Genomic DNA, 23,544 nt, shown 5'->3' on the forward strand with positions numbered 1-23,544 from the left:
AAATATACGCTTGCTGAAATTCCCTTGCAATAGAAAGAACTGCAACTTTTACAAAAATCAGCCGGAAATTTTATAAAATTTCCAAGCCCTGAAAAAGCTGCAGTTCTATAAAAAACGAATCAGACATTGATCTCTGCTTTGACGCCCAAAAGATCTTTATTCTTCTCTAAAACAGGATTCACCACATCTCTCAGATAAACCGTCACCTGACGAGGGGCACGGCCGACATAACGGGAAGGATCCATCGTCTTCTCCAGATCCTCTCTGGAAAGGCCGAATGCCGGATCTTCTGCGATCAGATCCAGAAGATCATTGTCTTTGCCCTCGGCTTTGACATGATTTCCTGCCTGCATGGAAAGCTCACGGATCTTTTCATGCATGACCTGACGGTCTTTTCCGGCCTTGACAGCATCCATCATGATATTTTCTGTTGCCATGAAAGGAAGCTCCGCCATAAGATGCTTACGGATCACCTTCGGATAAACAACCAGACCGTCGACGACATTCAGGCAGAGATCCAGAACGCCATCTGTTGCAAGGAAGCCCTCGGCAACGGAAAGACGTTTATTTGCCGAGTCATCCAGAGTCCGTTCAAACCACTGGGTCGCAGAAGTGATCGCCGGATTGAGTGCATCTACGATGATATAACGAGAAAGGGATGCAATCCGTTCCGAACGCATGGGGTTACGTTTATAAGCCATAGCGGAAGAACCGATCTGTGTCTTTTCGAAAGGCTCCTCGACTTCCTTCATATGCTGGAGCATACGGATGTCATTGGTCATCTTGGTAGCAGATGCTGCAATACCGGCCAGGACATTTAAGACACGGGTATCATTTTTCCGGGAATAGGTCTGACCGCTGACCGGGACACAGGCAGTAAAGCCCATCTTCTTAGCAATCATGGGATCGATCTTGTCTACCGTCTCCTGGTCTCCCTGGAAGAGTTCGAGGAAAGATGCCTGAGTACCGGTCGTTCCTTTGGAGCCTAAGAGTTTCAGAGTGGACAGGACATATTCCAGATCTTCGAGATCCAGCATGAATTCGTTGATCCAGAGGGTTGCCCGCTTACCGACGGTCGTCGGCTGAGCCGGCTGGAAGTGAGTAAAAGCCAGGGTCGGAAGATCCTTATACTTATCTGCGAACTTGGCCAGTTCATTTATGACATTGATCAGTTTCTTTCGGACCAGCTCCAGGGCTTCCTTCATGATGACCATATCGGTATTGTCGCCGACATAGCAGGAAGTTGCACCCAGATGAATGATTCCGGCAGCCTTTTTGCACTGCTGACCGTAAGCATAGACATGACTCATGACATCGTGGCGGACGACCTTCTCTCTGGCTCTGGCGACATCATAATTGATATCATCCTGATGGGCCTTCATTTCATCGATCATCTCCTGTGTGATCCTGGGACTGCCATCAGAAGCCTTTAAACCAAGCTCCATCTCTGTCTCTGCAAGAACGATCCAGAGTTTCCGCCAGGTCTTGAATTTCTTATCTTCTGAAAAAATGTACTGCATTTCCTTCGAAGCATAGCGCTCTGAAAGCGGGCTGATATACTGATCTGTATTCATTCCTTTTCCTTTCTCTTCCGTAGTTTGACACGAAAATCTTACTGATTGATGTCAGAGTCAAATCATTCCTCAAACTCACCCCGTATGTCTTCTGTGGGAGGCTCCATGGGATATTTTCCGGTAAAACAGCCATTGCAGATCGGCAGGCCTTTCACCATTTCCGGCAGGCGATTGACCGCCAGATAGCCCAGGCTGTCTGCACCGATCAGCTTGCAGATCTCATCGACCGAATGGTGATAGGCGATGAGCTGCTTTCTGGCCGGAACATCGATCCCGAAATAACAGGGCCAGAGGAAAGGCGGAGAAGAAATACGAACATGTACTTCCGTCGCGCCGGCATCCCGGAGCATTTTTACGATCCGGCCGGATGTCGTACCACGGACAATGGAATCATCGATCATAATGATCCGTTTTCCCCGAACCACATCACTGATCGCATTTAATTTGACCTGAACCGAAGATTCCCGGCTGGACTGACCCGGTTTAATGAAGGTCCGGCCCACATAGGAATTCTTCTGGAAGGCGATCCCGTAAGGAATTCCGGATTCTCTGGAATATCCCATGGCAGCCGCATTTCCGGATTCCGGAACACCAACGACGAGGTCCGCATCCACCGGATGATCCTTTGCCAGACAAGAGCCGGCATAGAGTCTTGCAGCATTGACGGAAATACCGTCGATCACACTGTCCAGGCGGGCAAAATAGATATATTCAAAGATGCAGTGGGCCTGTTTCTCCCTTGGGATCTGGTTGGATCGATCGGAAATCATACCCTCTTTGGTAATGGTGACGATCTCACCGGGTTCCACATCCCGGATATATTCCGCACCAAGCGTATCCAGGGCACAGGTCTCTGAGGCGAAAATATAGGCATTGTCCCGCTTTCCGATGACTAGAGGCTTGAATCCGTAAGGATCCCTCATACCGATCAGTTTTCTGGGACTCATGATCACAAGAGAATATGCGCCGCGGATCTTACGAGATGCCAGGCTTACCGCCTCTTCTACACTATGTGTCTTTAAACGTTCTCTTGCAATCAGATAAGCGATGGACTCGGAATCGATCGTGGTCTGGAAAATGGCTCCGGTCTGTGACAGTTCATTTCTCAGTTCATTGGCATTGACCAGATTGCCGTTATGAGCCATAGCAAGTGTTCCCTTGGCATAATTTAAAACCAGGGGCTGAATATTCTCCGGCGTGGATGCACCTGCCGTCGAATAGCGGGTATGGCCGACGCCGATATTTCCATGAAGCCTTTCCAAATCTTCCCTGGAAAAGACCTCATTGACAAGACCCATACCCTTTCTGGAAGAGACTTTGGCTTCTTCCGCTTCGGTATTAGAGACTGCGATACCTGCACTCTCCTGTCCCCGGTGCTGAAGTGCGAAGAGACCATAGTAGATGGTCGATGCGACATCATTCCCATCGAAATCATAGATACCGAAAACGCCGCACTCTTCGTCCAGCCCACTATCACTTACGAAGTCTCTCTTATCAACTTCTCTCATAAATCAGAAATCCTTCCCAGTCAGAAGTTTATAAGCCTCTTTATACTTGGCAATTGTTTTATCAATGACATCATCCGGAAGATGATAATCACTGTTCGGATTCGCCTTCAGCCAGTCACGGACAAACTGCTTATCGAAAGAAGGCTGGCCATGGCCCGGCTCATATCCTTCTTTTGGCCAGAAACGGGAGCTGTCCGGAGTCAGCATCTCATCACCGAGAACCATCTGTCCCTTCTCATCCAGACCGAATTCAAACTTGGTATCAGCAATAATAATTCCACGGCTCCAGGCATAATCTGCACATTTCTTATAAAGAGCTATGGTATTGTCACGAAGTTCCTCAGCAAGTTTTTCTCCCTGTCCCGGGAAATATTTCTCCAGATGAAGAATGCTCTGTTCAAAAGAAATATTCTCATCATGCTCACCAAGTTCCGCCTTGGTTGAAGGAGTATAAATGGGTTCCGGCAGTTTATCGGATTCCTTTAAGCCTTCCGGAAGTTTGATGCCGCAAACAGTTCCATTTTCCTGATAGCTCTTCCAGCCGGATCCTGTGATATAACCGCGCACGATACACTCGATCGGCAGCATATTCAATTTCCGGACCTTCATGCTGCGTCTCTCGAATTCCGGCTTCCGGAAGAATTCCGGCATATCCTTGGTATCGCAGCTGATCATATGGTTGGGAATGATATCCTTGGTAAAATCAAACCAGAAACGAGACATCTGAGTCAGGATCGCTCCCTTGTCAGTCACCATATTCTTCAGAATGACGTCAAAAGCAGAGATTCGGTCTGTTGCGACCATGATCAATGCATCATTAATGTCATAAACCTCACGTACCTTGCCTTCTTTGATGGGACGAAATTCTTCCATGGTTCACTGCTCCTTTTCCTAAAAGAATGTTACAAAAACAAGTAACAGCCATACAGGGCAAAACCCTGTCAGGTTTCAAATGAATACATATTTATCATAGTACTTCTAAATAGCAGCTGTCTATTAAGTTGTTCTTATTAATCCTATAAATACAGAAAGGAAAAATCAAGAATTGGAAGCCAGTTTCTGGTCGATTCGGGCTACTGCTTCTTTGGCCCCCTGATAATTCTTATTTGCTGCCATCTGATAATATTCTCTGGCAACATTCAGATTCTTATCGACTCCGAGTCCGTTTTCATAGAGATAACCCAGATTGATCTGAGCCGGAGGATAACCCTGGGCAGCTGCCAGTTTCTGATAATAAGCAGATTTCAGATAATCGACATCCACACCAAGTCCATTGAAATAGAGGTATCCCAGCCGATTCTGAGCCGGCGCATAATCCTGGTCCGAAGCCTTGGTAAAATAGGTAATTGCATTGCTGTAACTGATCCCGGTTCCGATGCCCTTTTCATAGACCAATCCCAGATAATACTGGGCAGGCGCATATTTGGTTTCCGCCACCTTACGGAGAAGAGACAGAGCCTTCTTGGCTTCCGTCGAATTGGCTTTACTTTCATTCTTATTGTCATCGGAGGACTTGGAGGAATCCGAATCCTTCTCTGCAGATGCCGAAGCCGTATTCGTGCCTTCCGTGCCCTCAAGTGAATCCTTGGAATTCTTTAAAATATCCTGGAGATAAAGGATCGCCCTCCTTACATATGCTTCCTGATAAGGGAAACGACGAACCTTATTCACATCGGACGGATCCGTGTCTAAAAGCTCCTCATAGAGACTGGCCGCCTGATCCTGATTCTGTTCGACACCGATGCCCTTCTCATAGAGATAGCCCAGGAGATAGATACCCATCGGATTTTTCGCATCCGCGGCTTTTTCAATATTGGAAAGTGCAAGAGAAACGGCATTTTCCTCTTCCGGATGCAGGATATAATAACGGCCCAGGGCAGCGCTGCCGTCCATATTACCGGCATTGGAAGCCGCAGTAAAAAGCTGCTTGGCCCGGTCTGAATTCTGATCCGTTCCAAGCCCGAAGAGATAGAGATAGCCAAGATGCACCATGGCATTGGAATTGCCCTGGTCTGAGGATCTCTGGTACCAGTTCAGAGCTGACTGATAGTTCTGATTTTCTCCCTGAATCCCATAGTCAAAACGCAGACCAAGCGTTAACGAAGCCCTGCTGTCCCCGTCGTAGGACATGACTTCGAGGTCTTTGGACTCTGCTTTCGAATAATTTACCGTAGTATCGGGAAGTTTTGTGGTGCTTGCCTTATTGGCCGTCTGTTTCAATTTATCTACCGTTTGGCAGGATGTAAGAAGCATCCCTACGGATAGAATGGATAAAAGAATTGCTAATAACTTCTTTTTCATGGTCTTCATTTCTCCAATTCAAAGTACGCCGTCATTATACCATGATTGAATGGACAAAAAAAGAAGGCATCTGTTTCTTCTTAAGAGGTTCTTCTTAAGAGGAAACAGATGCCAGAGGACACAGATGCCCGCCAGATCTCCTGCCGGATCAGTCCGCGAAAGATCTGAAATTATTTATTGTAGTTTACGATCTGTCCGAAGTCAGCTTTCAGAGATGCACCACCGATCAGACCGCCATCGATGTCCGGCTTAGCAAGAAGTTCCTTGCAGTTTCCTGCATTCATGGAACCGCCATACTGGATACGGATCTTCTCGGCTGTATCGGTATCATAGACCTCAGCGATGGTCTCACGGATCGCCTTGCAGACTTCCTCAGCCTGATCTGCTGTTGCAGTCTTACCGGTTCCGATTGCCCAGATCGGCTCGTAAGCGATGACCATGGATGCAGCCTGTTCTGCTGTTACGCCCAAAAGATCAGACTTGATCTGAAGGCGGATCCAGTCAAGGGTCACACCTGCTTCTCTCTGCTCAAGAGACTCGCCGCAGCAGAGGATCGGAGTCAGGCCATGCTCGAAAGCCTTTAAAACCTTCTTGTTCAGGAATTCATCGGTCTCGTTGAAGTAGCCGCGTCTCTCGGAGTGACCGATGATGACATATTTAACGCCTGCATCAACCAGCATAGCCGGAGCGATCTCGCCGGTATAAGCGCCGCTCTCTTCTACATACATGTTCTCAGCACCGACTTTAACATTGCTTCCCTTTACTGCCTCTACAACAGGAACAATGTCAATGGCAGGTACACAGTAAACGACATCGACATCCGGATTCTGAACCAGAGGAGCCAGAAGCTCAACCAGAGCCTTTGCCTCAGACGGAGTCTTATTCATTTTCCAGTTACCGGCAATAATTTTCTTTCTTGCCATGATTATCTCCTTCGTGTTTTTTTCATGTATTTTCAATCATAGAGAGGGCTGGAAATTTCTTTTCAGCCCTTGAAATAAAAAATATCAGCGATCGTTTGCTGCTACGATACCAGGCAGTTCCTTACCCTCCAGGAATTCCAGAGATGCGCCGCCACCGGTAGAAATGTGAGTCATCTTGTCGCCGAAGCCAAGATTATTGACTGCAGCTGCGGAGTCACCACCGCCGATAATGGTTGTTGCATCAGAATCTGCCAGAGCCTTAGCTACAGCAATGGTTCCTGCTGCAAGGGACGGGTTCTCGGAAACACCCATAGGTCCGTTCCATACAACCGTCTTGGCATTGGCAACAGCCTCAGCATAGAGAGCCTGAGTCTTCGGTCCGATATCACATGCTTCACGATCCTTCGGAAGATTCGTAACATCATAAACTTCAGTCTCACAAGGTTCACTGATCGGATCAGGGAACTGGGCAACCGTTACAGAGTCAACCGGAAGAAGCAGCTTCTTACCAAGTTTTGCAGCCTTATCCATCATTTCCTTGCAGTAATCGATCTTGGAATCATCGCAAAGAGAAGTTCCGATCTCATAGCCCTTTGCCTTGATGAAGGTATAAGCCATACCACCACCGATGATCAGGGTATCACACTTATTGAGCAGGTTATCGATAACAGCCAGCTTGTCAGCTACCTTAGCGCCGCCAAGGATTGCAACGAAAGGACGAACCGGATTCTCAACTGCATTTCCAAGGAATTTTACTTCCTTCTCCATCAGATAGCCGATCACACAAGTCTTAACATACTTGGTGACTCCGACATTGGAGCAGTGAGCACGATGAGCGGTACCGAAAGCGTCATTTACGAATACATCAGCGATGGAAGCCAGATCCTTGGAGAAAGCATCTCCGTTCTTGGTCTCTTCCGGTCTGAAACGGGTGTTCTCAAGAAGAATAACGTCTCCGTCCTTCATCTCTTCTACAGCCTTGCGGACGTTGGCGCCGACAACTTCCGGGTCAGCAACAAACTTAACTTCCTTGCCAAGAAGCTCAGACAGACGCTTTGCTACAGGAGCAAGAGTCTTGGTCTTCTTATCCTCTTCGGTCTTGACCTTGCCAAGATGGGAGCAAAGGATGACCTTACCGCCATCGGCAATCAGCTTCTTAATGGTAGGAAGTGCGCCAACCAGACGGTTCTCATCGGTAATCTTGCCATCGATGATCGGTACGTTGAAATCGCAGCGGCAAAGGACTCTCTGGCCCTTTACGTTGATGTCATCAACTGTTTTCTTATTGAGTTTCATAATAAACCTCCAATTAACTTCTGGAACAAGAAAAGGCCCGGTCCTTTAAAGACCGGACCCTCTCTAGGTCTTCATTTACATCAAGAAGCTAAATTACTTGTTCAGGAACTTAGCGAAGTACTTGATGGTTCTGCACATGTTGGATGTGAAGGAGTTCTCGTTATCATACCAGGAAACAACCTGTACCTCAGTATTGCCATCGCCTACAGGAAGAACCATGGTCTGAGTAGCATCGAACAGAGAACCATAGGTCATGCCTACGATATCCTTAGATACGATCTGGTCTTCGTTGTAACCGAAGGACTCGTTGGTAGAAGCCTTCATCTTAGCGTTGATCTGGTCAACAGTTACATCACCCTTAACAACAGCGGTCAGGATGGTGGTAGAACCTGTAGGAACAGGTACACGCTGAGCGGAACCGATCAGCTTGCCGTTCAGCTCAGGAACAACAAGTCCGATTGCCTTTGCAGCACCGGTGGTGTTGGGAACGATGTTCTCAGCGCCGGCACGGCTACGACGGAAGTTACCCTTTCTCTGAGGTCCGTCAAGGATCATCTGGTCACCGGTGTAAGCATGGATGGTAACCATGATACCGGACTGGATCGGAGCCAGCTCATTCAGAGCCTTTGCCATAGGAGCCAGGCAGTTGGTTGTGCAGGATGCTGCAGAAATGATATTGTCATCAGCTGTCAGAGTCTCATGGTTGGTGTTGTAAACGATGGTAGGAAGATCATTTCCTGCAGGAGCGGAAATAACGACCTTCTTAGCGCCGGCATCGATATGAGCCTGTGCCTTAGCCTTAGAGGTATAGAAACCGGTGCACTCAAGAACTACATCGATGTCAAGCTTGCCCCAAGGAAGATTGTGAGCATCAGCTTCCTTGTAGATCTCGATCTCATGACCATCAACAATGATGGAGTGATCTGTGTTCTCTACTTTGTCAGCCTTAGCATAACGTCCCTGAGAAGAATCATACTTCAGAAGGTAAGCCAGCATCTCAGGAGAAGTCAGATCGTTGATTGCAACGATATCGAAACCTTCTGCCTGGAACATCTGACGGAATGCAAGACGTCCAATACGACCGAAACCATTAATCGCAACTCTTACTGCCATATTAGTTTCCTCCTAATACTTTTAATAATTACTATTAGAGCTTTACGCTCAAACCGTTACTATTGTAGCGGATACAAGGGCTAAATTCAAGGCTAAGTTCAAAAAAGCCTCGTTGCGGCTTGAAAAGCCCATAAACTACAGAATTGTTCCGCCTCCGGCAACAATGTCGCCGTCATAGAGAACGATGGCCTGGCCGGGAGTCGCCGCCCGAACCGGTTCCTCGAAGATCGCCTTATATTTCCCATCTCCCAGAGCCTCGATATGACAGGGACTTACTGCATGGGCATAACGGACCTTGGCCCCGTAGGCAATGCTTGTGTCCAATGTCTCATTCTCCATGGAATTGACCTGGTCGAAATAAACTTCCCGGGAGAAGACATCTTCTGCCTCTCCGATCACGACCTCATTGGTCTCGGGCCGGATCTCTGTTACAAAAACCGGATGGCCCATGGAAAGATTCAGGCCCTTCCTCTGACCGACCGTATAATGAGTGATGCCCTTGTGACGGCCCAGAACGATTCCATCCTTTGTCACGAAATTACCCGGTCCTGGGATCTGATCCGGCACTTCTCTTTCCAGATAGCCGGCGTAATCATGGTCCGGAATAAAGCAGATGTCCTGGCTGTCATGCTTATGGGCTGTCGGAAGACCTGCATCAAGAGCAATTCTTCTCACCTCATCCTTGTGATAGGACCCGATCGGCATCAGGGTCCGCTTCAACTGATCCTGAGTCAGATTATAAAGGGCATAGGTCTGGTCCTTGGACGCAGTTACCGAATTCTTAATCGCAAAACGCCCGTTTGACAGCTCCACCACCCTGGCATAATGCCCGGTCGCAATATAATCCGCCCCGATCTCAACTGCCCGTGTCAGAAGAGATTCCCATTTGACATAACGATTGCAGGCAATGCAGGGATTTGGTGTCCGGCCGTGCAGATACTCACTGGTAAAATAATCGATGACATACTTCTTAAAGTCATCTTTAAAATTCATAACATAATAGGGAATTCCGATATGATTGGCCACCCGTCTGGCATCATCCACCGCCGACAGGCCGCAGCAGCCGCCCTGGTCCTCCAGGATTGCCTGCTCTTCGGTCTGCCAGATCTGCATGGTGACACCGATGACACGATAACCTTGCTTTTTCAAGAGATAGGCAGCTACGGAAGAATCCACGCCTCCGGACATGCCGACCACTACGGTTTTCTGTTCTGACAAAGTATTTCCTCCAAATATAGACACATCTTTAGCGGTCCTTACGTTTCGAATCAGATAATAGCGTTATGGCTCTGATCTTTCAAAGCCCTGATCTTAGGTAACAAGACTGCATTTCATGGTCAATATTTTCTTAATCTATGAACAATTTCCTTCAATGCATCGACACATTGATCGATGTCTTCTTTCGTTGTTGTATCTGAAAGAGTCAGGCGAAGTTCCCCTAAGGCTTCTTCTTCAGAAAGTCCCAGAGCCAGTAGAACATGGGAAGGATCCAGTGACCCGGCCGTGCATGCGGAACCGCTGGATGCTTCGATTCCCATCATGTCCAGGGAAATGAGGATGGACTCCCCGCGAATTCCCGGGAATATTACATTTACATTATTGGGAAGTCTCTTCTTTGGATCCCCATTCAAACGGCAGCCCGGGATCTCTGAAAGCAGACGATCGGTCAGATGGTCACGAAGTTTTGTCTCCTCTTCCATCCGCTCGGTCAGAGTCTTCTCTGCCAGTTCACAGGCCTTTCCGAAACCGACGATGCCGGGGACATTCTCGGTACCGGCCCGACGATTCCGCTCCTGACCGCCGCCGTGGATCAGGGAACGAACCGGGATCCCCTCCCGGATATAGAGAAGGCCGATGCCCTTGGGACCATAGATCTTATGTCCGCTTGCTGAGAGAAAATCCACCGGGAGTTGGCTCAGATCCAAAGGGATCTGACCGAAAGCCTGAACGGCATCGCTATGGAAGAGAATACCATGTTCTCTTGCGATCCGGCCCAATTCCCGAATCGGCTCTATGGTTCCGATCTCATTATTGGCCGTCATAATACTGATCAGCACAGTTTGCGGCCGAAGGGCGGACAAAAGATCCTTCGGATCGACAAGCCCATAAGGATCCACCGACAGATAGGTCACTTCTGCTCCAAGCTCTTCCAGATAATGACAGGCCTTTAAAACAGCCGGATGTTCAATGGATGAAGTAATGATATGGGGATGCTTCTGTCCCTGAAGCAAAGCCCTGTGAAAGCAGTCCATGAGGACCCAGTTGTCGGACTCCGAGCCCCCGCTCGTGAAATAGATCGAAGTGGCAGGAACATGCAGAAGATCTGCCGCCTTTTGTCGTGCCAGGCTTACAGCCGCCTTCGCAGCATTCCCCATCTGGTAGACAGAAGACGGATTCCCGTAATCTTCCATGAGATAGGGCAGCATGGCTTGGACAACCTCAGCTTTCGGCCTGGTTGTCGCAGCATTATCCAAGTAGATCATGTCCTTCCCTTTCTATTATCTCTGATTTCCTTCGGTCTCTGTCTTTCCTTCGGTCTCTGTCTTTCCTTCGGTCTCTGTCTTTCCTTCTGTCTCTTTCCGTCGGTCTCTTTCCTTCGGAACTCGAAGCGTTCCTTCTTCGTTATTGTTATCTGCTCCGGAAACCTTGAAGTTTCTTTCGCACTCTCTGCAGGGCGTTATCGACAGATTTGACATCCCGGTCGAGGATCATAGCAATTGTCTTTCCCTTGTAGCCATCGAGATGGAGATAAAGGACCTGCCGTTCCAAAGGAGTCAGCCGCTCTTCCACTCTCTGCAAAAGGATCTTCATTTCTTCCGACTGAAGGATCATGTGTTCGGGGTCGGAAGTCTCTTCGCCGAGTTCCTCTCCCAAAGTCCGCCCTCCCTCTCCCGTCGAAGCATCGATCGAGAGATAGGAATTCAAAGGCTGATTTTTTCGACGGAATAATTTTTCTCTGGCATTTTGCATCTGCCGGTCAATACAAAGCCAGGCAAAGGGCGTAAAATTCTCATTTTTCTTTGGATCGTAGTCATTTACAGCCTGAAGCAGGCCGATCAGACCTTCCTGAATCAGATCCTGCTGTTCCGCCCCGGGAATATCTGAAGGAGATTTGGAAAGGCGGTTAGCGATCCGGCCTCGGAAACTGTCGAAAAGTTCCCGTTCTGCTTTTGCATCCCTTGCCTTGGCTTTTTTTGCAAGCCAGGTATCCCTTTCGTTTTCCGAAGTCATCATTTTATTTTCATTCGTCTCTGACGAACGATCTCATAAGTCAGAACAGCACAGGCAACTGACGCATTCAAGGAATCGATCTGTCCCTTCATGGGGATGGATGCGACCATGTCACAATTCTTCTTCACAAGACTGCCGACACCAGAACCTTCATTTCCGATCACAAGTCCGATGGGGCCGGTCAGATTCAAGTCATACATGTTCGTTCCGCCCATATCTGCGCAGACGAACCACATGCCGCGCTGCTTCAATTCTTCGATGGTCTGGTTGATATTTGTCACCTTGGCTACCGGGAGGAAATTCAGGGCGCCGGCCGAAGCCTTTGCTACCGTTGCCGTGAGTCCCGGGGACCTTCTCTGAGGAAGGATGACACCATGTGCACCGGCAACTTCAGCAGTCCGGATGATGGCACCAATATTATGGGGATCCTCGACTTCATCCAGGATGATGAAGAAAGGATCTTCATCCCGCTCCTTTGCCAAAGCAAACATATCATCAATGGTAGAATAAGAGTAGGCTGCCGTATAGGCGATGACACCCTGATGGTGGCCGGTTTTACTCATTTCATCGAGACGATCTTTATTTACAAAGTCTATCACGACTTTCTGCTTTTTGGCTTCCCTTACAATGGTCCGAACCGGGCCGTCTGTCAGACCGTCCTGAACAAAAAGCCGATCGATGGTTCTGCCGGAGCGGAAGGCTTCCAGCACGACATTTCTGCCCTCGATAACCGAATCGTCATCTCTCATATAAATTTTCCTTTCTTAAGGCCTGTCTCTACCAGGGAAAGGATCCTTTCATCCTCTCCTTTCAGATAGAGATAGCCGAGTAAAGCTTCAAATGCGGTTGCTTTCCGATAATCCATGACCGAGGCATTCTTGGCATGGGTATTGGACTTGGCATTCCGTCCCCGGCGGACAATATCCTTTTCTTCCTCCGTCAGATCCTCTTCCAAGAGGTCGATCACCTGAGCCTGAGATTGTGCTTTTACGATATGGGCCGACTGCTTGTGGAGTCTGGACGGAGACGTATTGCCTTGATCAACGATCAGTGTCCTTATAATGATCTCGTAGACGCCGTCCCCGAGAAAGGCCAGGGTCAGAGGGGAAAATGTAGACAGATCCCTCGAAGGAATCTCGAATCGTTTCCGGATCAAAGCATTTAAATCCTCTGCCACTTGACGCCCTCCCTGGTATCCTTGAGCTGAATGCCCATAGAAAGAAGTTTGTCACGGATCTCATCTGCCTTGGCAAAATCCTTGTTCTTTCGAGCCTCCTGGCGTTCTTGGATCAAAGATTCGATCTCAGAATCCAGATCGTCCTCCTTCTTATCGAGGATCAGTCCTAAGACATCGGAAAGCTGGTAGAAGACACTGTGAATCTTCGAGAGATAAGCCTTGGTCGATTGCTCATCCGTCTCCGTATTAATGAATTTTACGATGTCGAAGATCGCTGTGATTGCATCTGCCGTATTAAAGTCGTCATCCATGGCATCTTCGAAATTCTGCCGGCAATGATCAAGGGTCTTAAGCTTCAGATTCTCTTCATCCGTCATGGAATCTTCACTCGCATGAGCCAGACGATCCTGTAAGAGGCTTGCCGCCGTCGTGATCCGGGCAAGGCCTGCCTTGGCAGACTCCATGAGCTCTGCGCTGAAATTTAAAGCTTTCCGGTACTGGGTGGTCAGCATGAAGAAACGAAGCACCTGAAGGTCGTACTTCTCAGAGATCTCACGAACCGTGAAGAAATTGCCAAGCGATTTACTCATCTTCTCGTTATTGATCTTTAAGAAAGCATTGTGCATCCAGTAATGAGCAAAAGGCTTACCGTTGGCTGCTTCCGACTGGGCAATCTCATTTTCATGATGGGGGAAGATCAGATCCTCGCCTCCGGCATGGATATCGATCGTCTCACCCAGATAACGCTTACTCATAACAGAGCACTCGATGTGCCAGCCGGGACGGCCGTCACACCAGGGAGAGGGCCAGGAAGGCTCCCCCTCTTTTTTTGGCTTCCAGAGAACGAAATCCAAAGGATCTTCCTTCAGATCTCCCGTCACCTTAATATCCCGGTGACCGGCTTCCAGATCATCTATATTCTTATGAGAAAGCTTGCCATAACCCTGGAATTTCCGGGTTCTGAAATAAACCGTTCCATCTTCTGCAGGATAAGCATAACCCTTATCGATCAGGTTCTGGATCATACTGATCATACCGGAGATCTCCTGGGTCGCCTGCGGATTCTTGGTGGCAGGCAGAATATTCATGCCATCCATGTCTTTCCGGCACTCTTCGATATAATGTGTCGAAACTGCTTCCGCTGTTGTGCCCTCCTCAATGGCTTCCTTAATGATCTTGTCATCTACGTCTGTGAAATTCGAGACATAATTGACTTCATAGCCCTTATACATGAAATAGCGCCGTACCGTATCGAAAACGATCATGGGACGGGCATTGCCGATATGGATAAAATTATAAACGGTCGGTCCGCAGACATACATGCTGACCTTTCCGGGAACGATCGGCTTGAATTCCTCCTTGCTGCGGGTCAGTGTATTATAGATCTTAATCATTTCTTGTCTCCTTCTGTTGAAGTCAGTCGCAATTATTTGAAGTCGCTATTATTTGAAGTTGTAATTATTTGAAGTCACAATCATTTGTAAAGCTGAAATTACTGTTTTGAACAGCCGCTGCAGCCGCCGCAGCTTCTCCCATTATCAAAAACCGTCCGGCTGGCCTCTTCGAAACTTTCTAAGAGACAGACTGCCTGAGCGCTGATGCCGAGACCTTCCCCGGTAAAGCCCAGTCCTTCTTCGGTCGTTGCCTTGACATTGACCTGGTCCGGGAAAATACCAAGCACATTGGCAATATTTTCCTTCATGGTATCAATGTAAGGCCGAAGCTTGGGTGCCTGACAGATCACGGTACAGTCGACATTAGAAACCATGTAGCCTTCGTCATTTACCATCCGGCCAACTTCTTCGAGAAGCCGAATGGAATCCGCGCCTTCATATTTCGGATCCGTATCCGGAAAATGAAGACCGATATCTCCAAGTCCTGCTGCGCCTAAGATGGCATCCATCAAGGCATGCAGGAGGACATCTGCATCGGAATGTCCGAGCAGGCCCTTCTCATAAGGGATCTCCACGCCGCCGAGAATCAATTTTCGATCCTCTACCAGACGGTGGACATCATATCCTGTTCCTATTCGCATAAAAAACTCCTATCCTGCTTTCTTAAGGCAATAGCAAACCAGTCTTACTGAGCCTGTACCAGGCCGGTATTGCTGTTTGCATTCGTCATTGTTTCAAAGCAGGTCACATTCATACTGACTGATACGGAATTCTTAGAGATCGAGCCATCGCCGGCATTGATCGAAAGATCCGAGATAATACATCGATACGGGAAACTTGAAATTGCATTGACAAGACTCCGTGCCGATTGATAAGTAGCCGTATCAAAAGAAACCGCAGCTACCCGGCGGACCGTATCATCGGTCTGAGTCGGATCACTCCAGGTAATATTGATATTGCTTGCCTGGCCATTTAAGATATTACCCATGGCAAGGACTTCGGCCGGCATATTATTATAAGGCATCAAAGCACCATAGGAAACATTCTGATGCGACTCGAGATAGTCCTGCATTTTCTTTTCCTTGATGACTTTGGTCTGTTCCGTTGTAATCTCAGTCTCCAGCTCCGAAGTATCATACTCACTCATGGCATTCGAATACATGCGGAATACCAGTTCGTAGTAGACGACAGCAAGCAGAAGGACTGCGAAAATAATCAGGAGAGTTTTTGTCCGCCTGGAAAGAGTAATATTTTTCATACCTTTTTCTCCTTACTGATTGCTGTTCGATGCGGTCGTTTTCGATGACGTATCAGATGCACCTGCCTTGGAAGAATCGGTCGATGAATCCTTGGATCCATCGCCTGTTTCCTTTCCGGTCCCCTCTGCCTCATTGGCAAAACGGATCGTATAATTTGCAATGACGTGAACAGTATCCTGATCGGATGCCGCAGCTGTTGTAACAGTAGCATAAGAATTCCTGGGATCCTTCTGCAGAATGCCTAAGACATGGCTTACAACATCCAATGTCGTCGTTCCGGTCACCAGAGTGATCTGATTTCCACTGACAGAAATAGACTGAACGGAAACCGAGGGGAAGACATCTTCTTCAATCATATTCAAAAGATCCGGTCGGTCCAGACAAAGTCTCTCATCGTCTGTAAGAAAGGATCCGATCTTCTCATCATAGGCTTTCTGCACATCCTTGTAATTTGCCGACTCTTGTTTCAATTCTTGCAGAGTCTGTTCTTTATTGGCATAATCCGCCTGTTTCTCATTCACTTTCTGAATGGGAAGGAGGACTGCAAAACGAACAAAAACAGCAAGCAGGACCAGGAAAACAAGGAAGCCCTCGATCGCATGCCGATTCTGAACTGCTACCTCATTTCGGATAAAATTCATCGACTTCTTGGTCGGATATTTTGCTTTCTTCCTCAGAGTAATTTCTTTCTGCAGAAGCCGGTTTTTTGAATCAGCCATTGTTTAAAGTCCTTTCTTCACTCCAGGCAGATGCCAAGTGTCGCAGGTCCGTCCATCAGAGCTTCTGCCGAGAATCTCTGAAAACTCGAAAGGGGAAGCATCTTCAGGTTGACATTTGCCGCAATGGCCCGCATGAAGGGCTCGATGTGACCGCCACCCCCGAAATAATAGATCTCCTCCAGAGAATTATCCCTGTTCTGGAAGGAATAATAATTCAGGGACCGGCTGACATTGACTGCGATATCATCATAGACCGCTGTCAGGGCCGGATCCTCCTGGACATGATTGGTGTTCGTCCGAATATATTCCTGTGCCAGATGGGGATCCATACTATTCTGTTCGGAAAGCGCCCGGATCAGGGCATTAACGCCGGAATCGATCGTATTCTTGGTATCGAAAATGCCATTTCGATAGATATCAAGCGTTGTATCACTGTAGCCTATGGACAGAAGCGCCGTATCGTGCGATAGGAAGTCCGGATCCAGATGATTCATCAGAGCCATAATGGCCATATCCCTTGGCGCTGCCTTTACCAATTTCAAACCGGCCCGGCGGAACAGATCCGAATAACGGCTCATCAATTCGCGTGAAATGGCTGCTCCGAAGAGATCCATCTCACCATTCCCCGTCTCATCCTGCCGGGTATCGATCATGGAATAGTCGAAAATATAATCGGATTTATCGCCATTTATCATATCATGGAATTCATAAGGCAGGTTCAGAAGGAGCTGCTCTTCTGTCATCCGGGGCATAGTCACCCGCCGAAGATAAGAAACCGCATCCGGAATGACCAGTGCCGCCTTCCTGCTGTGGAATCCATAGCGGCGGACAGATTCCCGAATCACGTCCACCATGCCCTCCCAGGCCACAATGCTCCCATCCTGAATCATATTATCGGGGAGGTCGATTGCCTGAAAGCGCACCGATTCGCCATTCACGACCTCCGAAATCTTCAAACGGGAAGATCCGATCTCAAAACCGAGAAAACTCTTTGCCATAACATCTCCACTCTTTTGAAACTTATTTATGATAATACGTGATTTCTTTGTCCTGTTATTCTCTCACGATTCGTTTGACACCCTGTGAGTGCAAATCACGTGCAAATCATTCTTTATTATAGCAGAAATAGACCAAGATACCAACGAATTACATAGGGTCCAATCAGGAGCCCGATCATGGTAGCAAGACTGATGGCAGGTCCGAAGGGGATCTTCGACTTTCGAAGGATGCCGACAAAAAGAAGTCCGATCAGGCAGGCCAGGATCAGAGTAAAAAGGCCATTGGCAAAGCCCAGATAGAGATTGGTCATAAAAAGGAGCTTGATGTCACCTCCGCCCAGGCTTTCCTTCTTTAGAACCCGGTCCATAATCAGTGACAGACCAAGGAGAGCCAGAGCAAATGTAAATCCGGCCAGAAGATTCTTATAAGACGAACCAAGAAATTCGTTGAAGAAATAAGAAAAACGGGCGTCCTCACTCTGAAGCGTTTTCCGGACGGCATTCAGGATCTGAAAAGAAAGCCACCAGAGGATCCCGAACCACAGGAAGCCATCCGGGATCTCATAGATCTCGAGATCTACCAGGGACAGGCCGAGCAGAATGACAAATAAGCCAAGGCTTCGAAAGAGCCAGAGATTCAGATCTCCATAATAAAAAAGGAGGAAAAGGAAGGCTCCTCCTGAGAAGAGTTCCGTCAGCATATAACGGGGCGAGATCTTCTCTTTGCAATAACGACACTTTCCCCGAAGGAAGATCCAGCTCAATACCGGGATCAGGTCCAAGAAATGCAAGGGATGGTTACAGACTGCACAATGACTTCTTCCGGTCCACCACTTCTCCTGATGGGCGATCCGCCAGGCAACACAATTGATAAAGCTGCCGAAGACAGCCCCCAGAAAGAAAGTCAGAATACTGATATAAATTGTGATAAAGGTCGAGATGTGTAAGATATCCATTTTTTCCGTTTCTAATCTTACGCCTTCAGGCTTGCTCCCAATAAGTTCTTCTTTTTCTTCTTGGGATGCATCCGCCTCCAGCGTCGGAATTTTCTCCATTCGAATCTTCCGACAAAGAAAACGATCGCTGAAATGGCAATAAAATAGCCAAAGAAGCCAAGGAAAGGTATGCCGAAGATCCTGGGCTTCATCTGTGTGGTGCAAAGAATGGAGGATCCGACCAGAAGCCCTGCAATGCAGAGGCCGATCACCAGATTTCTTACAGCCCGGTCTACGACCTGAACGAAATGATCTGTTGTATCCAGATTCAGATTGACCCGGCTGTGCCCGCGCAGATATTCCCGCATGATCTCCGATGCCAGAGTCGGGATCTCAATGCTGTTGACGCCGGCCCGGTATAATTTCCTGGAATCTCTTGACAGTTCTTCCTTCCAGTTGGTCCGAATCTTCTTGAAATAATCCTCACTGACACGAGTATAAGCGATATTCATCATATTGATGTCAGGGCTAATGACGGAAAGAACTCCTTCTACATGCGTCAGGCCGCGGGCCAGCATAGTCATGCCATGTGGAAGGCTGATGTGATTATTCTTCATGATATCCATCAGACTTTCCATGGCTTCCGCCAGATCCACGGATCCCATGCCCTGAGATTCATATTCCCGGAGAAAATCCCGAAGATCCGCATATAACTGATCCCGATTGGGTTTATCCCAGAAATCACCGAGGTCCAACACCGCATCCGTTACTTTGGAAATATCATGCATGGCGATGCCTTCGACACCGCGGACCATAATCTTACGATCCTTTTCCGTCAGCCGACCCATCATGCCCATGTCGAGCCAGACGATCTTACCGTCCCGGATCTTGACATTGCCCGGATGTGGATCCGCATGGAAGAAACCGTCGTCCATGACCTGCTTGATAAAGCTGTTGACGAACTTCTTTCCGATCTCATCCAGGTCATAGCCCCCGGCCTTCAATGCATCGGCATCCGTAATGGACAGACCGTCGATGTATTCCATCACAAGGACATGACCCGTCGTATATTCACGATATAATTTGGGAACTGCGACATATTTTATGTCTTTATTCAGTCGGGCGAACTCCTCCATATTCGAGGCTTCCTTCAGGAAATCCATTTCCTGCTGGGCAACGGTCCACATTTCATCCAGAACCATATCCAAATCAACGATATTCCGAAGCGAAGGAACGGATGGAAGAATTTTGACTGCCCGATGGAGGAGACGGATATCCCGGGCCATGGTGTCATAGATGCCCTTGCGCTCGACCTTAACAATGACTTCCGATCCATTGCTTTTAAGAACAGCCTTATGGACCTGGGCAATGGAGGCAGAGCCGATGGGGTTCGGATCAATGGAAGAAAAGATCTCCCTCCAATCCATTCGATAAGAATGATTCAGCACCTCTTCGACCATGGAAAAAGGCATGGGCCTGACCTCTGTGTTCAACTTTAAAAGTTCATCACAGTAAGCCTTGGGCAGGATGTCCGAATGCAGGGACATGATCTGCCCAAGCTTAACATAGGTGGGGCCCAGATCCTCTAAGATCAATCGCAGTTTCTCGGGCGTTACGCCCTTTGCAACCTGATGGCGGCGGAGGACATCGGTGATCTCCCGCAGCCTGGACCGGGAATCCTTCTTGGCAGTGGATGTGGTATCTATTTCGATTGTCTCATTCGTTTCGTCTGCCAAAAGATCATCCTCCGGTCTTTAGTCTTCTGTCTTCTCTTCTTTTACTTCTTTCGAAGTTTCCTTCGTAGCTTCCGCCGCATCCGAAGGTTTTGCACCGGCATTCTTGAAGTTTTCCTTGCTCTGCTCCATGGTATGACGGAGCTCCTGATTCAAAGCCTTGCCCTGTTCTACGGTCAGCTCACCCTTCTGAACGAGATTGTCGAAGATTTCCTGGCTCTTTTCAGCGGTTGTTGCAACAGCTCCAACACCTGCCAGGAAAAATTTTTTGATGCCATCGGAAAGAAAATTGTTATCTGCCATAATAGACCTCCTTATTTCTAACCCATCTTATCTTAAATCTTAAAGGTTCTGAAAGAAATGAGCGATTCTCGGGATGAAGATCCAGAAGCCGATGATTGCTGCCATGATCGCAGAAAAGAGAACCGCGCCGGCAGCTGCATCTTTTGCGATCTTAGCCAGAGGCTTTCGTTCCTCCGTAACCAGATCCACCACAGCTTCAACCGCTGTATTCACGAGTTCCAATGAGATCACCAAGCCAAAGAGTATAAAACAGATCAGCCATTCGGACTTAGAAATATGGACCAATAGCCCGCAAAGCACCACACAGACCAGAGCAAAGAGGTGAATCTTAATATTTCTCTCACGCTTGATCGTGCATCCGATTCCCTGAAAAGCATAGCCGAAACTCTTATACAACGGATCCTTCTTCACTGAAACCTTCCTTTCTAGACAGGTCTATTTTACTCCATTTCTTTCCTTCCCGTCTATGGATTTTACAGGAACATAATGAATATAAGCACCTTTTTTATGCTCCTTCCTGGGTCCATAAAAAATCCGGATCTCTGAAAGATCCGGATGCTAAAGCTTTATGCATTATATGTCTGGTTTATTCTTGTCAAAAGCCCAGAGAGTCATTGATCAGGATAACATTAATTCTGCCTTCATGATGGGAATAGCGGGTGATCAAAAACTGACAGCAGATGGTGTCCGGCTGCTTACAGTCATAGCACTTGCCCGTCTTCTTACAAGGGGTATTGATTGGGAATCGCATGGCATTCGAAGGAGCCGCTACGTTTCTTGCCCGCTTCATTGCAGAATCCAGATCCGGACAGATCTTATTCATACTGACAAGGAAGATGACCTTACGGGGGCCATTCGCAATACAGGAAACCCGGTTTGCATTTCCATCGATATTGACAAGGATCCCGTCAGTTGTCATGGCATTGGCGCTGGACAGAAAGACATCGCAATCATAGGTTAAGAGAAGTGCTTCTCTCGGATCCATCTGATCCCGGTCGATGAAGTGATACTTTCCCTCTTTCAAAGCGTTAATGAGCCCGATTTCGCGTGATGTCATGCAGCCGCCCTGACCGATGGAACTTCCTTCCGGAATCAGAGAAAGGGCGATCCTTTTCGCTTCCTCCTTGTCCCTGGCATAGAAGCCGGTCATGTTGCGGGAGGAAAGTCCCTTGATTACCGTCTGTGCCAAAAGTTCATTTCTTTGATATAAATTCTGATCCATCTTATTCTTCCTTTCCTTGATACAATGCCATGAATAAAAGAACATCAAGCCAAAGCCTTGTCCATATCCTCAACAATTCGGCCATCGATCTTATTCATAGATGCCATATTCCGCATAATCTTTATCACTTCATTATGGGGCAGCCCTTCTTTATAAGGCCTTTTCTCACTCAGAGCCTGATAGATATCCACGCAGGCCATGAGCCGATCTTCGAAAGTCAGCTGATCCGCTGTCAGGCCTCGCGGATAACCCTGTCCATCCAGTTTTTCATGATGGTTCGATGCCCATTCCGTAATGTCTTCCAGCCCACGGATCTGACTTAAAATATGAAGCGTTCCGGCAGCGTGATTCTTCATCTGATCAAATTCCTTACTCTCTAATTTACCGGGTTTCTCAAGGATGTCATGAGAAATGAAGATCTTCCCGATGTCATGCAAGGCGCCGGCAAAGAAAAAGCGAAGAACCTTTTCCTCTGGCCAGCCGTAAAAGCGGGCCATCCGCTCCGCTTTCTCAGCTACCCCTTTGGAATGGTCACTGGTAAAGCTGGACTTATAGTCGATGATCCGTGTCATAAAGCCTGCAAGACCTCGGATCTCTGCTTCCGAAAAGTCTGTCATGGTGCAGGGGACATCCTGGAAGATAGACGACTTTAAGCCCATCCGATCGGCTTTATGAAAAGTATCGATCGAAAGGGCTTTATGAAAGAGGTCTGCCGCCTGCCGACAGAATTCTGTACCTTTGTTTTTATCTACATAATCCGAAACCTTCTGATAGGTTTCCCACGTCATATTTTGAAGAGGAAAATGAATATCCAGGTTGTCCGCCAGATGGATCAGGGCAGAGCCCAGACGAAATTCCCCTTCCTTCTTTCCAAAGGGGCCCTTCCCGTCCGCCCTCTCATGATGATAGAGAATGATGGTTGAGGAATCCGATGGAAAGGGGATATATTTTAACTGCTCCTCTCCCAGAATACAGTGGTCCCTGATGGAGCTGGAATGCTTGTCTTCTTTTCCCTCTTCCACTGCCTTCCGTGCCGACATATATTGATAAAGTGCATTATCATGCAAGATGGCACAACCGGTCAGAGTCAGAAGAGCATCTCCGGAAATGCCGGCCGCCTTTGCCATTCTCTCTGTCAGAAAAGCAACTCGCAAGCCATGTTCATCCGACCGGCCTGCAACCGATTGCTCAATCGCATCCAGACAATAGGAAAAAGCAGACAGCATATCCAAAAGATTTAATTGCATCCAATTACCTGATTTACTTTCCAAACAATCATGCCTTCGATGGCAGAAGTCCGGCTCTTCGAAGCGGTGCCCGAAGGGCTGCATAGAGGAGGACAACAACTACCAGGGAGACAATCGAATTCAACAGAGTTACACCAAAATTGATGGCAAGGGATACCTCGGCTGCCGGTTTCCCTAAGATCAGGATCTTATAGAAATACCGAAGCAAAGGATCAAAGACCGCATTGAATGCCAGTCCGGCAGCAGAAGCTAAGAATACAAAAAGGCTTACCTTCTTCGGATCCTTTTCACTTGCAATATGTCCGATCTTGTGAGCGATCAGACCAGTGATGACACCGATCAAGAGCTTGATCAGGAATGTGATCGGCGCTTCTACAATATAAACCGGATCGATCAAATCTGCAATAGTAAGACCAATGGCTCCACCGATACTGCCATAACCGGTTCCAAGAAGCAAAGCACCGAGAACGACAAATGCATTGCCCAGATGAACCGAAACCTTGCCGCCTCCAACCGTAGGAATCGGAATCGACAGATAGGTAAATACAACAAATGTAATGGCAGCAAAAATACCAGCATAGACCGTCTTTTGAATCTTTTCGTTTTTCATA

24 protein-coding genes are annotated in these 23,544 nt (G+C 47.9%); all 24 read right to left on the bottom strand.

Annotated elements, in window-relative coordinates; all coding sequences use genetic code 11:
- Nucleotides 1-119 precede the first annotated feature (119 nt).
- The 24 genes from purB to ACKX2L_RS03055 all read right to left on the bottom strand — a co-directional run bounded on the left by purB (nt 120) and on the right by ACKX2L_RS03055 (nt 23,543).
- Nucleotides 120-1,574 (bottom strand): adenylosuccinate lyase, encoded by a 1,455-nt coding sequence (purB, locus tag ACKX2L_RS02940; RefSeq protein ID WP_497549994.1) that lies wholly within the window; start codon nt 1,572-1,574, stop codon nt 120-122.
- Between the two features lie 62 nt (nt 1,575-1,636).
- A complete protein-coding gene (gene purF / locus ACKX2L_RS02945) occupies nt 1,637-3,082 on the bottom strand; it encodes an amidophosphoribosyltransferase (RefSeq protein WP_497549993.1) in 1,446 nt (481 codons plus the stop codon).
- 3 nt (nt 3,083-3,085) lie between these two features.
- Nucleotides 3,086-3,955: a phosphoribosylaminoimidazolesuccinocarboxamide synthase gene (locus tag ACKX2L_RS02950; RefSeq protein WP_497549992.1), complete on the bottom strand. Its 870-nt coding sequence runs from the start codon at nt 3,953-3,955 to the stop codon at nt 3,086-3,088.
- Between the two features lie 165 nt (nt 3,956-4,120).
- Nucleotides 4,121-5,383, bottom strand: a complete 1,263-nt coding sequence (locus ACKX2L_RS02955) for an SEL1-like repeat protein (protein ID WP_497549991.1) — start codon at nt 5,381-5,383, stop codon at nt 4,121-4,123.
- Between the two features lie 170 nt (nt 5,384-5,553).
- Entirely contained in the window at nt 5,554-6,306 is a 753-nt protein-coding gene (gene tpiA / locus ACKX2L_RS02960; RefSeq protein ID WP_497549990.1) for a triose-phosphate isomerase, read from the bottom strand.
- Nucleotides 6,307-6,390: 84 nt separating this feature from the next.
- The gene (locus ACKX2L_RS02965) at nt 6,391-7,602 is read right to left on the bottom strand and encodes a phosphoglycerate kinase (protein ID WP_497549989.1); all 1,212 of its coding nucleotides are present in this window, start codon (nt 7,600-7,602) and stop codon (nt 6,391-6,393) included.
- A gap of 93 nt (nt 7,603-7,695) precedes the next feature.
- Entirely contained in the window at nt 7,696-8,715 is a 1,020-nt protein-coding gene (gene gap, locus ACKX2L_RS02970; RefSeq protein ID WP_497549988.1) for a type I glyceraldehyde-3-phosphate dehydrogenase, read from the bottom strand.
- Between the two features lie 135 nt (nt 8,716-8,850).
- Complete coding sequence (mnmA, locus tag ACKX2L_RS02975; protein WP_497550176.1) at nt 8,851-9,903, bottom strand: tRNA 2-thiouridine(34) synthase MnmA; 1,053 nt, start codon at nt 9,901-9,903, stop codon at nt 8,851-8,853.
- A gap of 149 nt (nt 9,904-10,052) precedes the next feature.
- Nucleotides 10,053-11,198, bottom strand: a complete 1,146-nt coding sequence (locus ACKX2L_RS02980) for a cysteine desulfurase family protein (protein WP_497549987.1) — start codon at nt 11,196-11,198, stop codon at nt 10,053-10,055.
- Between the two features lie 145 nt (nt 11,199-11,343).
- Nucleotides 11,344-11,949 carry a sigma-70 family RNA polymerase sigma factor gene (locus ACKX2L_RS02985; RefSeq protein WP_497549986.1) on the bottom strand — a complete coding sequence of 202 codons (606 nt, stop codon included), beginning with the start codon at nt 11,947-11,949 and terminating at the stop codon, nt 11,344-11,346.
- Nucleotides 11,946-12,695, bottom strand: coding sequence for a 23S rRNA (guanosine(2251)-2'-O)-methyltransferase RlmB (gene rlmB / locus ACKX2L_RS02990; protein WP_497549985.1), 750 nt, complete (start codon nt 12,693-12,695; stop codon nt 11,946-11,948). The genes ACKX2L_RS02985 and rlmB overlap by 4 nt, the downstream gene beginning before the upstream one ends.
- The gene (locus ACKX2L_RS02995) at nt 12,692-13,123 is read right to left on the bottom strand and encodes a Mini-ribonuclease 3 (protein WP_497549984.1); all 432 of its coding nucleotides are present in this window, start codon (nt 13,121-13,123) and stop codon (nt 12,692-12,694) included. Before ACKX2L_RS02995 ends, rlmB begins: the two co-directional genes overlap by 4 nt.
- Nucleotides 13,108-14,514 (bottom strand): cysteine--tRNA ligase, encoded by a 1,407-nt coding sequence (gene cysS, locus ACKX2L_RS03000; RefSeq protein WP_497550175.1) that lies wholly within the window; start codon nt 14,512-14,514, stop codon nt 13,108-13,110. The genes ACKX2L_RS02995 and cysS overlap by 16 nt, the downstream gene beginning before the upstream one ends.
- Nucleotides 14,515-14,615: 101 nt before the next feature.
- On the bottom strand, nt 14,616-15,158 hold the full coding sequence (gene ispF, locus ACKX2L_RS03005; RefSeq protein ID WP_497552573.1) for a 2-C-methyl-D-erythritol 2,4-cyclodiphosphate synthase: 543 nt from the start codon (nt 15,156-15,158) through the stop codon (nt 14,616-14,618).
- Nucleotides 15,159-15,202: 44 nt separating this feature from the next.
- A complete protein-coding gene (locus ACKX2L_RS03010) occupies nt 15,203-15,775 on the bottom strand; it encodes a hypothetical protein (protein ID WP_497549982.1) in 573 nt (190 codons plus the stop codon).
- A 12-nt stretch (nt 15,776-15,787) separates the two neighbouring features.
- Nucleotides 15,788-16,495 carry a hypothetical protein gene (locus ACKX2L_RS03015; RefSeq protein WP_497549981.1) on the bottom strand — a complete coding sequence of 236 codons (708 nt, stop codon included), beginning with the start codon at nt 16,493-16,495 and terminating at the stop codon, nt 15,788-15,790.
- 17 nt (nt 16,496-16,512) lie between these two features.
- Nucleotides 16,513-17,493, bottom strand: a complete 981-nt coding sequence (gene pilM / locus ACKX2L_RS03020; protein ID WP_497552574.1) for a pilus assembly protein PilM — start codon at nt 17,491-17,493, stop codon at nt 16,513-16,515.
- Nucleotides 17,494-17,609: 116 nt separating this feature from the next.
- Nucleotides 17,610-18,548 carry a prepilin peptidase gene (locus tag ACKX2L_RS03025; RefSeq protein ID WP_497552575.1) on the bottom strand — a complete coding sequence of 313 codons (939 nt, stop codon included), beginning with the start codon at nt 18,546-18,548 and terminating at the stop codon, nt 17,610-17,612.
- Nucleotides 18,467-20,164, bottom strand: coding sequence for a lipopolysaccharide core heptose(II) kinase RfaY (locus ACKX2L_RS03030; protein WP_497549978.1), 1,698 nt, complete (start codon nt 20,162-20,164; stop codon nt 18,467-18,469). The genes ACKX2L_RS03025 and ACKX2L_RS03030 overlap by 82 nt, the downstream gene beginning before the upstream one ends.
- Nucleotides 20,165-20,182: 18 nt before the next feature.
- A complete protein-coding gene (locus ACKX2L_RS03035) occupies nt 20,183-20,464 on the bottom strand; it encodes a phasin family protein (protein WP_497552576.1) in 282 nt (93 codons plus the stop codon).
- A gap of 39 nt (nt 20,465-20,503) precedes the next feature.
- A complete protein-coding gene (locus tag ACKX2L_RS03040) occupies nt 20,504-20,875 on the bottom strand; it encodes a diacylglycerol kinase family protein (RefSeq protein ID WP_497552577.1) in 372 nt (123 codons plus the stop codon).
- Between the two features lie 184 nt (nt 20,876-21,059).
- Nucleotides 21,060-21,686, bottom strand: a complete 627-nt coding sequence (locus tag ACKX2L_RS03045) for a lactate utilization protein (RefSeq protein ID WP_497549975.1) — start codon at nt 21,684-21,686, stop codon at nt 21,060-21,062.
- Between the two features lie 44 nt (nt 21,687-21,730).
- Nucleotides 21,731-22,933: an HD-GYP domain-containing protein gene (locus ACKX2L_RS03050; protein ID WP_497552578.1), complete on the bottom strand. Its 1,203-nt coding sequence runs from the start codon at nt 22,931-22,933 to the stop codon at nt 21,731-21,733.
- Nucleotides 22,934-22,961: 28 nt separating this feature from the next.
- On the bottom strand, nt 22,962-23,543 hold the full coding sequence (locus ACKX2L_RS03055) for an ECF transporter S component (protein ID WP_497549973.1): 582 nt from the start codon (nt 23,541-23,543) through the stop codon (nt 22,962-22,964).
- Nucleotide 23,544: the final 1 nt, after the last annotated feature.

The organism is Porcibacter vitabionis, from assembly GCF_046263795.1.
Classification (GTDB): domain Bacteria; phylum Bacillota; class Clostridia; order Lachnospirales; family Lachnospiraceae; genus Lachnocurva.

Coding starts and splice junctions, on each gene's coding strand:
- purB (WP_497549994.1), bottom strand. CDS start 1,574: ATGAATACAGATCAGTATATCAGCCCGCTTTCAGAGCGCTATGCTTCG.
- purF (WP_497549993.1), bottom strand. CDS start 3,082: ATGAGAGAAGTTGATAAGAGAGACTTCGTAAGTGATAGTGGGCTGGAC.
- ACKX2L_RS02950 (WP_497549992.1), bottom strand. CDS start 3,955: ATGGAAGAATTTCGTCCCATCAAAGAAGGCAAGGTACGTGAGGTTTAT.
- ACKX2L_RS02955 (WP_497549991.1), bottom strand. CDS start 5,383: ATGAAAAAGAAGTTATTAGCAATTCTTTTATCCATTCTATCCGTAGGG.
- tpiA (WP_497549990.1), bottom strand. CDS start 6,306: ATGGCAAGAAAGAAAATTATTGCCGGTAACTGGAAAATGAATAAGACT.
- ACKX2L_RS02965 (WP_497549989.1), bottom strand. CDS start 7,602: ATGAAACTCAATAAGAAAACAGTTGATGACATCAACGTAAAGGGCCAG.
- gap (WP_497549988.1), bottom strand. CDS start 8,715: ATGGCAGTAAGAGTTGCGATTAATGGTTTCGGTCGTATTGGACGTCTT.
- mnmA (WP_497550176.1), bottom strand. CDS start 9,903: ATGTCCGGAGGCGTGGATTCTTCCGTAGCTGCCTATCTCTTGAAAAAG.
- ACKX2L_RS02980 (WP_497549987.1), bottom strand. CDS start 11,198: ATGATCTACTTGGATAATGCTGCGACAACCAGGCCGAAAGCTGAGGTT.
- ACKX2L_RS02985 (WP_497549986.1), bottom strand. CDS start 11,949: ATGATGACTTCGGAAAACGAAAGGGATACCTGGCTTGCAAAAAAAGCC.
- rlmB (WP_497549985.1), bottom strand. CDS start 12,695: ATGAGAGATGACGATTCGGTTATCGAGGGCAGAAATGTCGTGCTGGAA.
- ispF (WP_497552573.1), bottom strand. CDS start 15,158: ATGCGAATAGGAACAGGATATGATGTCCACCGTCTGGTAGAGGATCGA.
- ACKX2L_RS03010 (WP_497549982.1), bottom strand. CDS start 15,775: ATGAAAAATATTACTCTTTCCAGGCGGACAAAAACTCTCCTGATTATT.
- ACKX2L_RS03015 (WP_497549981.1), bottom strand. CDS start 16,495: ATGGCTGATTCAAAAAACCGGCTTCTGCAGAAAGAAATTACTCTGAGG.
- pilM (WP_497552574.1), bottom strand. CDS start 17,493: ATGGCAAAGAGTTTTCTCGGTTTTGAGATCGGATCTTCCCGTTTGAAG.
- ACKX2L_RS03025 (WP_497552575.1), bottom strand. CDS start 18,548: ATGGAGAAAATTCCGACGCTGGAGGCGGATGCATCCCAAGAAGAAAAA.
- ACKX2L_RS03035 (WP_497552576.1), bottom strand. CDS start 20,464: ATGGCAGATAACAATTTTCTTTCCGATGGCATCAAAAAATTTTTCCTG.
- ACKX2L_RS03045 (WP_497549975.1), bottom strand. CDS start 21,686: ATGGATCAGAATTTATATCAAAGAAATGAACTTTTGGCACAGACGGTA.
- ACKX2L_RS03050 (WP_497552578.1), bottom strand. CDS start 22,933: ATGCAATTAAATCTTTTGGATATGCTGTCTGCTTTTTCCTATTGTCTG.
- ACKX2L_RS03055 (WP_497549973.1), bottom strand. CDS start 23,543: ATGAAAAACGAAAAGATTCAAAAGACGGTCTATGCTGGTATTTTTGCT.